Source organism: Neorhizobium sp. LMR1-1-1.1, assembly GCF_040675795.1.
Lineage (GTDB): Bacteria > Pseudomonadota > Alphaproteobacteria > Rhizobiales > Rhizobiaceae > Neorhizobium > Neorhizobium cellulosilyticum.
The window spans coordinates 1434531-1446680 of sequence record NZ_JBEGHE010000001.1 but is presented as its reverse complement, the minus strand read 5'-3'; the positions used below and the strand labels follow the sequence as shown (position 1 = coordinate 1446680).

The window sequence follows — 12150 nt, the reverse complement described above, 5'->3', positions numbered from 1 at the left end:
TTTCGTCAGGTCAGGCAGCCTGCATGTTCTTCGTCTTCGCCGGTGCCGGTAGGGCATGCAGCTCGGCTGTCACCTTGATGTCGCGCCAGGTAATCAGTTCAAGCGTTCCGTCATGATGTTCGGCAATTGCCGTGCAGCTTTCCACCCAGTCGCCGGTATTGACGTAATGGATGCCGTCGATATCGGTCATCACCGCGTGGTGAATATGGCCGCAGATGACGCCATCGACCTTGCTGCGCCTTGCCTCGTCGGCGACGACCTTCTGGAACTCACCGATGAAATTGACCGCATGCTTGACCTGCAGCTTCGCCCAGGCAGAGAAAGACCAGTAAGGCATGCCCAGACGACGGCGGGCCGCCGCAAGCACGACGTTGATGGCGATTGCCACGTCATACGCCCAGTCGCCCAGATAGGCGAGAAGGCGAGCGTTGCGCACGACCACGTCGAATTCGTCGCCGTGAAGCACGAGATATTTCTTGCCGTCAGCCATCTCATGGATCGCACGATCCGCGACTTCGATGCCGCCGAAATGGGTGCCCGGAAAATCCCGCAGGAATTCGTCGTGATTGCCGGGGATATAGACGATGCGGGTGCCCTTGCGCGCCTTGCGCAACAGCTTCTGAACCACGTCGTTGCAGCCCTGCGGCCAGAACCAGCTGCGCTTCAGCCGCCAGCCGTCGACAATGTCACCGACTAGAAACACCGTATCCGCTTCATGATATTTGAGAAAATCCAGCAGGAGTTCCGTCCGCGCCGCCTTCGAGCCGAGATGCACGTCGGAGATGAACAAGGTCCTGAAATTCCTGGTCTCACCTGTCGCTGTCACGGAAATCGTCCTTTCATAGCCAGCCCCGCCGCCTGAAAACCAGAGTCTTGTTTCAGGATGATGACAGGAGGTCTTTTCGGTGCGACAGCTGCCCCTTGGGAATTCCTTACATCGATCAAATTAGCTGCTGTTACACGGCGCTGTTTGATGTAATGAGGGGCCGCATTCTCCCATACGGACCGGGAAAAACAGACTAAAGCAGGAGCGAGCATGGACGCGCAGGATAAATCAAAGTCGGCCCCACCGAGCAGTGCGGATCTTGACGAACAGGCGCTGTTCTTCCACCGGCATCCGCGTCCGGGCAAGCTGGAAATCCAGGCGACCAAGCCGCTCGGAAACCAGCGCGACCTGGCGCTCGCCTATTCTCCGGGTGTTGCAGCTCCCTGCCTCGCAATCCGCGACAATCCGGAAGCCGCTGCCGAATATACGGCGCGCGCCAATCTCGTTGCGGTCATTTCCAATGGTACGGCCGTCCTCGGGCTCGGCAATATCGGCCCGCTGGCATCGAAGCCGGTGATGGAAGGCAAGGCCGTCCTGTTCAAGAAGTTCGCCGGTATCGACGTGTTCGATATCGAGATCGATGCGGCCGGCATCGACGAGATGGTATCGACCGTTTCCGCACTGGAGCCGACTTTCGGCGGCATCAACCTTGAAGACATCAAGGCGCCTGAATGTTTCGAAGTCGAGCGCCGGTTGCGCGAGAAGATGAACATCCCGGTCTTCCATGACGACCAGCACGGTACCGCCATCATCGTTGCAGCCGCGATCCTGAATGGCCTGGAACTGGCCGGCAAGTCGATCACCAACGTCAAGATCGTCACGTCGGGCGCCGGTGCAGCCGCGCTCGCCTGCCTCAATCTTCTCGTTTCGCTCGGCGCGAAGAAGGAGAATATCTGGGTCCACGACATCGAAGGCCTCGTTTATGAAGGCCGTACCGAGCTGATGGACGAATGGAAGTCGGTCTATGTGCAGAAGAGCGACAATCGCGTTCTCGCCGACAGCATCGACGGCGCAGACGTCTTCCTCGGCCTTTCTGCCCCGGGCGTGCTGAAGCCGGAACTGCTTGTGCGCATGGCAGAAAAGCCGCTGATCATGGCGCTTGCCAATCCGACGCCGGAAATCATGCCGGAACTCGCCCGTCAGGCGCGTCCGGACGCAATGATCTGCACCGGCCGGTCCGACTTTCCGAACCAGGTGAACAACGTTCTCTGTTTCCCGTATATCTTCCGCGGCGCGCTCGATTGCGGCGCGAGCACGATCAACGAGGAAATGAAGATGGCCGCAGTCAAGGCCATCGCAGCGCTTGCCCGTGAAGAAGTGTCAGATGTCGCGGCGAAGGCCTATTCCGGCGAGACGCCGATCTTCGGCCCGACCTATCTCATTCCGTCGCCCTTCGATCCGCGCCTCATCCTGCGCATTGCCCCGGCAGTGGCACGTGCAGCTGCCGAAAGCGGTGTTGCCGCCCGTCCGATTCAGGATTTCGAAGCCTATCTCGACCAGCTGAACCGTTTCGTCTGGCGCTCCGGCTTTGTGATGAAGCCGATCTTCGCGACAGCCAAGGCATCCGAAAAGAAGCGCGTGATCTTTGCCGAAGGCGAAGACGAGCGTGTACTGCGCGCGGCCCAGGTTCTGCTCGAGGAAGAGATTGCCCGCCCGATCCTGATCGGCCGTCCTTCCGTCATCGAAGCGCGTCTGGAACGTTTCGGCATCCGCATCCGCCCGAATGTCGATTTCGGCGTGGTCAATCCGGAAGACGATCCCCGTTACCGCGAATATGTCGAGGATTATTTCGCGCTGGTCGGCCGCAACGGCATCAATCCGGAAGCCGCTCGCACGATCGTGCGTACCAACAACACCGTGATCGGCGCGCTGTCGGTCAAGCGTGGCGAAGCCGATGCGCTGATCTGCGGCGTTGAAGGCCGTTATGATCGCCACCTGCGCGACGTCAACCAGATCATCGGCAAGCGCGCCGGTGCCTGCACCAATGCCGGCCTCAGCCTCCTGATCTCCCAGCGCGGCGCGATGTTCTTCACCGACACGTTCGTGAACTACAATCCGACCGCCGAGGAGATTGCCGAAATCACCATCCTCGCTGCTCAGGAAGTTCGCCGCTTCGGCATCGTGCCGAAGGCCGCGCTGATCTGCCATTCGAATTTCGGTTCCCGCGATTCGGAAAGCGCCCGCAAGATGCGTGCGGCTCTGGAAATCATCCGCAAGGATGCGCCGGAACTCGAAGTCGATGGCGAAATGCAGGGTGGTTCAGCGCTGGACGAGGCGCTGCGCAAGCGCGCCATGCCGAACAGCACACTAACCGGCGAAGCCAATCTTCTGGTCTTCCCGAACCTCGATGCTGCCAGCATTTCGCTCGGTCTCGTGCGGACGATGATGGACGGACTGCATGTCGGTCCGATCCTGCTCGGCACAGCCAAACCGGCGCATATCCTGTCGCAGACCGTAACATCCCGCGGCGTCGTCAACATGGCGGCCCTGGCCGTCGTCGAGGCGTCCCAGGCGGAACCGCTTGCGCTGGTGAAATGACAAGAGATGCGGGAAGCTTCAAGGCAAGCTTCCCGCATGCTCGACATGCCAGGTTGATCCCCGCAGAGCCATGCGACAGGTGAGACATGACATTTTCCAAGCCGCAGATGCTGACATCGCTGATGCTTGCCTCGCTGCTTGCGCCTCAGGCGGCCTTTTCGCGCGATGTCGAGGTCTGCGCCAATCTCTATCGCCGCCTCAACAGCACCCCGCAGATCATCGGCACGAGCAGCAATGTGCGTCGCTACGCTCAGGATCTGAGCGCGCTCAACGCGGATATCCGGCAACTCAGGATCGACATGCGCAGGCAAGGTTGCGGCAGCGGCAGCATCGTGACGCTGGGCGCGCCATCCGAAGGCGATGATGAATGCGGTTACATGCAGGACACGCTGCAACGGCTGGAAGATGAGCGCGCGGCAATCACCGAACAACGCAACAGTACCCGCTCGCTACTGCAGCCATCGGAAGAGCGCGTCGCGATCTTGTCGGCGATCCGCTCCAACAATTGCACGCCCACTGACCTCGATACCCAGACGGAACTTGACGATAAAGAACGCCTGCGGATCCGGGGGCTGGCACTGCCAAGGCCGGGAGAGGAGACGCAGACTGGGCCAAAGGTGGACGATCCGAATTCCAGCATCACCCATCTCGGCAGCGCCTCACCTGCGCCAGCGAGAGAAGCACCCGTCCAGTTCCCGCCGGATCGTCCCTATGATCCCGGCAAAAAGATTCGCTCCGTTGGGCCGCAATTCTTCCCCGAAGAAGACATCGACCTCGCCAATCCGAAATCCAGCGGCCCCCAGCAGCTGCAGCCTTGATTATTTCTGGCCCCAACCGTCCTGAAAGACGAGATCTTCCAGAGGCAGACGCTGGCGCCAGCCCTTTATCGCCAGTTCGGGTTCTCCATACAACTGATCGACATAACCGAGGCACAGCCAGGCTACGATCTCGACGCGGTCCGGAATGCCGAGGAGCGCTCGAACATCTTCATCATGAAAGATACTGACCCAGCCGACGCCGATCCCTTCCGCGCGGGCTGCGAGCCAGAGGTTCTGGATGGCACAGACGGTCGAATAGCTGTCCATGCGGCTGTTGTGTGTGCGCCCCAGAACCACCGGACCGGCACGATCCGGATCGCTGGTGACGCAGATCGACAGCGGCGCCTTTCTGATGCCTTCGAGCTTGAGGCTCCTGTAGGTGCTGCGCTTCTCCTCCGGAAACATCGCCTCAGCTTCCCTGTTGGCGCGCGAAAACGCCTCCCAGGCGGACTGGCGAACCGCCTCGTCACGGATGAGGATAAAGTTCCAGGGCTGCATGAAACCAACCGACGGGGCGGCATGGGCGGCATCCAGTAGTCTGCGCAGCACATCATCCGGGATCGTATCGGAGAGAAACTGGTCACGCACGTCGCGGCGCGTTTCGATGGCGCGATAAACGGCGGCACGCTCGTCATCGGTAAAAGCTTCGGCGGCCACGAGGCCATTGTTCAAATCATCAGGTCGCATCGTCTTTCCCCAACAACGCCTGCGGATTGCTGCCGCCGTCACGGCGTGGCGCAATCCACTCAACCTGCCCGCCGTCCGCGCGGATCGGTCCATCTCGCCAGGCCGGTCTTCTGACTGGGCTTCATCCGCTCATCGCCGCCTTCCCGGAGAAATCCAGTGGCATGAATACGACAAGCGTCAGCCTCACAGCGTTGGGCACGTGTCGGAATTTCACCGGCTTCCCGATTCTCCCATTATGGATGGGCACCTGACGGAGGCTCTTATGCTGACTGAACCCGGCCGAAGCAAGGCCGTTCACGCCGCAGGGAAATAACGCACATAGGCAAATTCATCACCATCCGGTGACCAGTTGGGCGAGTTCATCGTGCCCTGCCCGCCAAAAAGCTCGAACAACGTTTCGACATTGCCCCCATCGGCATCCATAAGCCGAACGCGAACATTCTGATCACGCGGATGATCGAAGATTTCGGCGTCATAGGATACGAAAACGACCTTATCACCCTTGGGTGACGGATGCGGAAACCAGTCTCCATAGCTACTGTCGGTGATGCGTTCGGGAGCGCCGCCGGTCGCCGGAACACGCCAGATCTGCATCAGCCCTGAGCGGCTTGAGTTAAAATAGATCCAACGACCGTCCGGCGAATAATCCGGCCCGTCATTGCGGCCCTCGCCGAAGGTCAGCCGTGTCTCGTTTTTCCCGTCGATACCGATCGTATAGATATCGAAGACCTGATCACGGATACCGCAATAAGCGAACGTCTTTCCGTCCGGCGACCAGCCATGCCAGTAGGATGGCAGGTTTTCTGTGACGAGTTTCGGCGTACCGCCTCTGGCCGGCAGGACATAGATCGCCGACCTACCGAACTCGACCTTGTCGGAGATCGCAATCAGCGCGCCGTCCGGCGAGATGCCATGGTCGTTGTTGCAGAGTGTCGCGAAGTCCGTATCGACCCGGACAGGACCGAAATCACCATTCGGAGACAAACGGTAGATCAGGCCATCTGCATTAAGCATCAGATAGTCACCATCCGGCGACCAGTTGGGCGCTTCGAACAACTCTTCCGTCTGCCAGACAACCCGGCTCTGGCGGGTTCGGACATTGTAGATCTCGATGGAGCTTCGCAGTGCCAAGGGCGCCTCCCTCTTAACGATCCCGGAAACGGTTGGTGATCGGGTAACGGCGATCGCGGCCAAAGTTCTTCTTGGTGATCTTCACGCCCGGAGCCGACTGACGCCGCTTATACTCAGCGAGATAGAGCAGATGCTCGATGCGATGAACGGTTGCGACGTCATGGCCGCGGGCAACGATGTCTTCGGTGCCCATTTCCATTTCAACGAGGCATTCGAGGATATCGTCCAGAACCGGATAGGGCGGCAGCGAATCCTGGTCCTTCTGGTCCGGCCGAAGCTCGGCGGAAGGCGCCTTGGAAATGATGTTTTTCGGGATCACCTCGCCGGACGGGCCGAGAGCGCCTGCCGGCACATTTTCATTGCGCCATTCGGCCAGCGCATAGACCTGCATCTTGTAGAGGTCCTTGATCGGGTTGAAGCCGCCGTTCATGTCGCCATAAAGCGTCGCGTAGCCGACCGACATTTCCGACTTGTTGCCGGTCGTCACAACCATCGAGCCGAACTTGTTGGAGATCGCCATGAGGATAGTGCCGCGCGTACGGCTCTGCAGGTTCTCTTCGGTAATGCCCTGGTCGGTGCCTTCGAACATGTCGGACAGCGACGCCAGGAACCCTTCGACCGGATCGGAAATCGGCACGATATCGTAGCGGCAGCCGAGCGCCTTCGCGCAGTCCGCGGCGTCCTTGAACGAGTCTTCGGACGTGTAGCGATAGGGCAGCATGATGGTGCGCACCCTCTCCTCGCCGAGCGCATCAACGGCGATCGCGGCGCAGACAGCCGAATCGATGCCACCGGAGAGGCCCAGCGCGACCGACTTGAAACCGTTCTTGTTCACATAATCGCGGAAGCCGAGCAGGCAGGCGTGGTAATCGGCCTCTTCCTTTTCGGGAATACGGACCATCGGGCCGGGCTGGCAGCGCCAGCCATCCTCTTCACGTCTCCAGTCGGTGACGACAAAGGCGGTCTCGAATTGCGAAAGCTGAAAGGCCAGCGACTTGTCGGCGTTGAAGGCGAAGCTTGCGCCGTCGAAGACAAGCTCATCCTGGCCACCGAGCTGGTTTGCAAAGATCAGCGGCAGACCGCTTTCGATGACCTGGCGCAAGGCCACCTGATAACGGACATCCAGCTTGCCGCGATAATAGGGCGAACCGTTCGGCACGAGCAGGATTTCCGCACCACTCTCGGCCAGCGTCTCGCAGACGCCCATGTCGTTCCAGATTTCCTCGCAGATCGGAACGCCGATGCGAATCCCTCTGAAATTGTAGGGGCCTGAAATCGATCCTTCGGTAAAGACGCGCTTTTCGTCGAACTCACCGTAGTTCGGCAGATCGATCTTGTCGCGGATAGCGATGATCTTGCCGGCATCGAGCAGCGCGACGGAATTATGCCGTCCGGTCTCGCCCTGGCGCGGGAAGCCGATCAGTACGCCAGGTCCACCATCCGCGGTTTCCGCCGCCAGCGTCTCCACGGCCTTGAGGCAGGCCTTGAGGAAGGAAGGCTTGAGCACCAAGTCTTCCGGCGGATAGCCAGAAATGAAAAGCTCCGTTAGCATCAGCAGATCGGCACCCTCGCGGGCGGCGTCACGGCGAGCCTCGCGGGCGAGGGCAAGATTGCCGGCGACATCGCCGACCGTCGGATTGAGCTGGGCAACAGCGATACGCAAGGTCTTGGGATCGGTCTGGGTCATGACCGAGATTTAATGCGGTGACGCAAATGCCGCAACGGTCTTTGGCGGCAATTTTCCACAAGGATTGCCAGCTTGTACGCGATCGTCGAATCCTGTCGTCACAACTTCAGGTCACTTTACTATATTCAATGCATCTATTTTAGTGATGCCTTAATTGATGATGCCGATAATCCGACAAAAAAGCTCGGAGGAGACGGATGCGTATCCGGCGGTTCATGACCAACAGTTCAGGTGCGGCGGCGGTCGAATTCGCCATCGTCTCACCTCTTTTCTTTATCGCCCTGCTCAGCATGATCGCCTACGGCATCTACCTGTCCGCTGCCCATTCAGTTCAGCAACTGGCGGCAGACGCTGCGCGCACCGCCGTTGCCGGTCTGAGCGATACAGAGCGCAAAACCCTCGCTACCGATTTTATCAATCGCTCGATGATAGACAGCACGCTGCTCGACAAATCAAAGCTGACACTGACCGCACAGGCCGACCCCGGCAATCCGAACCAGTTCACCGTCGCCCTCACCTATGACGCCAGCAACCTGCCGATTTTCAATCTGTTCACCTATGCGATGCCGAGCAACCAGATAAAACGGTTCGCAACGGTTCGCGTCGGAGGCATCTGATGCAACAGATCAAACGATGGTTCGGTGACCGTCGCGGCAACGTCGCCATCACGGCCGCCTTGTCCCTGCCGATCATGATCAGCGCACTGGCACTCGGCGTCGACTATGGCTACCTGACGCTGCAACAGCGCGAGTTGCAGACGACTGCCGACCTTTCGGCAATTTCAGCCGCGGCGAACCCCAGCAGCCCTGAAACCGGGGTCGTGGACTATATGGCCCTTAACAACAAGAACGTCGCCGTCCTGAAGAACGGCCAGTTATTGAACAAGGGGGCACCGGTCGCCTTCAGCCTGGAAACCGTGTTCGACAAGTTCGAGGCTTATGCCGAAGTGATCGCCGGAAAATATCAGGCCGATTCCTCCGTTGCCGTCGGCACCCGATTCCAGTCCGGTGTCGCCCCCTATGACGCGGTCCGCGTCACCGTCTATCAGAAGGGGGGCCTCTTCTTTGGCGGTTCACTGGCGAAGGCGCCTATGCTGAACGCCAGCGGAACGGCCGCGATCGACAAGATGGCGGCATTTTCTGTCGGCTCGCGGCTTGCGAGCCTCAATGGCGGCGTGGTCAACGCCTTGCTCGGCAATCTCCTCGGCACCACCTTGTCGTTGTCGGTTATGGACTATCAATCGCTGGCCAGTGCCAATGTCGACCTGCTCAAGGTCTTTGATCAGCTGGCGATCAAGCTGAACCTGACGGCCGGCACCTATAATGATCTGCTCAACACCGACATTTCTTACGGTACCCTTCTGAATGCCATCGGCCAGACGACGGGAGTGACGCCTGCCGTCGCAGCGACCGTCAAGTCGCTGGAGAAGACGCTCGGCACCACCAAACTTACCGTCAAGCTAAAGGACATCATGGATATCGGTCCGCTCGGATCCCGGCTGATCGGCAAGAGCGATGGCCTGGCGGTTCAGACCGACATATTCAACGTTATCAGCGCCACGGCAAACGCCGCAAACGGCGGCACCAACCAGATCGATCTCGATCTCGGCGCTACAATTCCCGGCCTCGGCGGCCTGACCTTGTCGGTTGCGATCGGCGAGCCGCCGGTCGGATCCAAGGCTTTGGGAATAGGCCGGACCGGCTCGATCGTAAGAACTGCCCAGACCCGCATCTCGCTGACGACCACGGTCGACGGCATTACCGGCCTGCTGGGCATCAGGATCAAGGTGCCGCTTTATCTCGAAGTCGCGCATGCGGAAGGTCGCATGGCGTCGATCAGTTGCCCCAGCGGATCGACAGGCGCGACGGTGAATGTCGAGGCGGTTCCCGGAGTGCTGGAACTGTCGCTCGGCGATGTGGACAAATCCGCCTTCGCCAATTTCGGCAAGGACCCGCGAGTGACCAAGACCAAGATGGTTGCTACACCTGCACTAAACCTGACGGCGCTTGCCTATGCCAACGCAACGAATGTCAACGCAACGCAGCTGTCTTTCTCTCCGTCTGACATATCGAGTCAGAAGATAAAACAGGCATCGACGAAAAATTCCGTCTCTACGCTTGTGGATTCGTTGCTCAAGAACCTGCAGCTCGAAGTCGAAATCCTGGGACTGAGGGTCGAGGTGCCATCCGCATTGCTCGGTGGCCTCGCAGATACGTTGAGGCTGCTGACCACGCCACTCGATCAGGTTCTCTACAGCGTGTTGTCCACCATCGGCGTCAAGGTCGGGGAAGTCGACGTGCGGGTCGGTGGTGCCTCATGCCGCAACCCGGTCCTCGTCCAGTAGGTCAGTCGCTGAACCTTATCCCAATTCGCTTGCGTCATATTTCGCACGTGCAGCCTTTACGGCAGCGTGGTTTTCTCCGGCCCAGGCGAGCACTTTCGATAAGGGCGCAAACAACGAATGGCCGAGGTCGGTCATGCGATATTCGACGCTCGGCGGTTTGGTCGGAAAAACCTGCCGATCAATATAACCGTCGCGCTGGAGATCGCGTAAAGTCTGTGTCAGCATTCGCTGGGAAATATCCGGCACAAGCCGTCGCAACTCTCCGAACCTGTATGGCCGCTGCGCAAGTGCCTCAAGAAGAAGGGTCGACCACTTGCCGGCAATCTGGTTCATCACGTCGCGAACCGGACAGTTGCCCGCATCCCAGGTGGACATATCACACGGCTCGCCCGCAAGCGTGTTCACTCGTGCTATGTTGTCCATTCTGGTAGTTCCCTTTTGGTAACGATCTCCCGGAAATGTGCCTCCTTTACAGAGGCGCGTCAATTCCTATTCTAGTGCTAGTCTCTTTTTGAGACCAACAATTATGCCGGGATAATCCGGCGGCATTGCAAGAGGAAACGACATGACCAAACTTCTCGTCACCGGCGCCGCAGGCCAGCTCGGCCGCGCAGTCCTCAATCACCTTCTGGAGACATCGAAGGTTTCGCCAGGCGACATCGTCGCGGCAAGCCGCGACACGTCCAAGCTGGCCGATCTTGCCGCCAAGGGCGTCGAAACCCGCAAAGCGGATTTCACCGATGAGGCGGGCCTTGCAGCAGCCTTCGCCGGCATCGATCGCGTCCTGATCATCTCCACCGATGACCTCGCCACCCCGGGCAATCGCCTGAAGCAGCACAAGACGGCAGTCGCCGCCGCCACCAAGGCCGGCGTCAAGCACATCCTCTACACGTCCATGCCGAACCCGGACAAGTCGCTGGTAAGTTTCGCACCCGATCACCTGGGCACCGAAGAAGCCATTAAGGCAACCGGCATTGCCTACACGATCCTGCGCAACGCCTGGTATGACGACAACTATCTGATGTCGATGCCGCACAATCTGGAAACCGGCACCTGGTACACGGCCTATGGCGCAGGCAAGGTCTCCAATATCAGCCGTGACGATTGCGCCCGCGCCGCAGCCGCCGCCCTTGCAAATCCGCCGGCCGGTAGCACCACCCTCACCCTGACAGGATCAGAAAGCCTGAATGCCGAAGAGATCGCGGCGCTTGTCTCCAAGGCCTCTGGCAAGCCGCTCAATGTCGTGCATGTGACCGACGAACAACTGGCTGGCGGATTGACCTCGGCCGGCCTGCCTGATTTTCTGGTCAAGATGCTGGTATCTGCCGACGCCAACATCCGGGCCGGAAATTTCGATCTGGTAACGAGCGATTTTGAAAAGCTCACGGGCAGCAAGCCGCAGCCTCTCTCCGTTTACCTCGCCAATAACAAGGATGCGCTTCTGAGCGCACACTGAGCATAACAAGGGCATAAAAACAGCAACGCCGGCAAGCAATCTCACGCCCTGCCGGTGTTGCGGGATCTAGGCCTCCGATCCGCTTAATGAGCAGCGACCGCAAACGTATGATCGGAGACGACTTGATTGCGGCCGGACATTTTTGCCATGAACAGAAACTGTTCCGCCGCATTGAGATAATTATCGAACGTTTCAGGCCCGTAGACTTCGGCAACGCCGACCGAAACGGTGACATTGATCATCTCGCCCTTCCAGCCGATGGGCCGTAGCGACAGCTCATACCGCAGGCGATCAAACGCCTCCGTCGCCCTATCGGAGTTCAACCCGACGAGAAGAAGGCCGAACTGGTCCTGCCCGAGATGGGCGACGGATATGTCTAGATCAGAGGAGAGCTGGATAAGATTGCTGCCGAATTCCTGAAGCACGTAATCGGCACAATCTGGACCGTGCTGCTCGGAAATCCTGAACAGCCGGTCTATGTCGATGATCGCGATAGAGCACGCCCGCTCCCTCTCGATGCAATCGGACACGATTGGCGCCCCCAGCCGATAGAAGTCCTCTATAGACAACATTGTGCGACCTGCAGCCACGTTAGGGCGATACGCTCCGTCAATCGCTTCGATGGCGCCTTGCACCGTAAAGCTACTAGGATCTGACCGTTGA

Annotated in this window: 11 protein-coding genes and 1 riboswitch; of the genes, 5 read left to right on the top strand and 6 right to left on the bottom strand. The window is 59.2% G+C overall.

Annotated elements, in window-relative coordinates; genetic code table 11:
- Window positions 1-10 precede the first annotated feature (10 nt).
- Window positions 11-832, bottom strand: a complete 822-nt coding sequence (locus MRBLMR1_RS07005) for a UDP-2,3-diacylglucosamine diphosphatase (RefSeq protein WP_373289401.1) — start codon at window positions 830-832, stop codon at window positions 11-13.
- A gap of 204 nt (window positions 833-1036) precedes the next feature.
- On the opposite strand from MRBLMR1_RS07005, the gene MRBLMR1_RS07000 reads away from it, so the two are divergent.
- Window positions 1037-3364, top strand: coding sequence for an NADP-dependent malic enzyme (locus MRBLMR1_RS07000; protein WP_148144325.1), 2328 nt, complete (start codon window positions 1037-1039; stop codon window positions 3362-3364).
- 86 nt (window positions 3365-3450) lie between these two features.
- Window positions 3451-4182, top strand: a complete 732-nt coding sequence (locus MRBLMR1_RS06995) for a hypothetical protein (protein ID WP_148144324.1) — start codon at window positions 3451-3453, stop codon at window positions 4180-4182.
- On the opposite strand, the gene bluB is transcribed toward MRBLMR1_RS06995, so the two are convergent.
- The 3 genes from bluB to MRBLMR1_RS06980 all read right to left on the bottom strand — a co-directional run bounded on the left by bluB (window position 4183) and on the right by MRBLMR1_RS06980 (window position 7687).
- Complete coding sequence (gene bluB / locus MRBLMR1_RS06990; RefSeq protein WP_148144323.1) at window positions 4183-4869, bottom strand: 5,6-dimethylbenzimidazole synthase; 687 nt, start codon at window positions 4867-4869, stop codon at window positions 4183-4185.
- 83 nt (window positions 4870-4952) lie between these two features.
- A riboswitch (cobalamin riboswitch) is annotated at window positions 4953-5135 on the bottom strand.
- A gap of 28 nt (window positions 5136-5163) precedes the next feature.
- Window positions 5164-5994 (bottom strand): TolB family protein, encoded by an 831-nt coding sequence (locus MRBLMR1_RS06985; protein WP_500064047.1) that lies wholly within the window; start codon window positions 5992-5994, stop codon window positions 5164-5166.
- 19 nt (window positions 5995-6013) lie between these two features.
- Window positions 6014-7687, bottom strand: coding sequence for an NAD+ synthase (locus tag MRBLMR1_RS06980; RefSeq protein WP_148144322.1), 1674 nt, complete (start codon window positions 7685-7687; stop codon window positions 6014-6016).
- 197 nt (window positions 7688-7884) lie between these two features.
- Between MRBLMR1_RS06980 and MRBLMR1_RS06975 the strand changes: the two genes are divergently transcribed.
- Both MRBLMR1_RS06975 and MRBLMR1_RS06970 read left to right on the top strand, forming a co-directional pair.
- Entirely contained in the window at window positions 7885-8304 is a 420-nt protein-coding gene (locus tag MRBLMR1_RS06975; protein ID WP_148144321.1) for a TadE/TadG family type IV pilus assembly protein, read from the top strand.
- Window positions 8304-10031 carry a pilus assembly protein TadG-related protein gene (locus tag MRBLMR1_RS06970; RefSeq protein WP_500064013.1) on the top strand — a complete coding sequence of 576 codons (1728 nt, stop codon included), beginning with the start codon at window positions 8304-8306 and terminating at the stop codon, window positions 10029-10031. Before MRBLMR1_RS06975 ends, MRBLMR1_RS06970 begins: the two co-directional genes overlap by 1 nt.
- A 15-nt stretch (window positions 10032-10046) precedes the next feature.
- Here MRBLMR1_RS06970 and MRBLMR1_RS06965 read toward each other — a convergent pair whose 3' ends face one another.
- On the bottom strand, window positions 10047-10454 hold the full coding sequence (locus MRBLMR1_RS06965; protein ID WP_148144319.1) for a winged helix-turn-helix transcriptional regulator: 408 nt from the start codon (window positions 10452-10454) through the stop codon (window positions 10047-10049).
- 142 nt (window positions 10455-10596) lie between these two features.
- Between MRBLMR1_RS06965 and MRBLMR1_RS06960 the strand changes: the two genes are divergently transcribed.
- Window positions 10597-11487 (top strand): SDR family oxidoreductase, encoded by an 891-nt coding sequence (locus MRBLMR1_RS06960; RefSeq protein ID WP_183686080.1) that lies wholly within the window; start codon window positions 10597-10599, stop codon window positions 11485-11487.
- 83 nt (window positions 11488-11570) lie between these two features.
- On the opposite strand, the gene MRBLMR1_RS06955 is transcribed toward MRBLMR1_RS06960, so the two are convergent.
- The gene (locus MRBLMR1_RS06955; RefSeq protein WP_500064012.1) at window positions 11571-12059 is read right to left on the bottom strand and encodes a GGDEF domain-containing protein; all 489 of its coding nucleotides are present in this window, start codon (window positions 12057-12059) and stop codon (window positions 11571-11573) included.
- Window positions 12060-12150 lie beyond the last annotated feature (91 nt).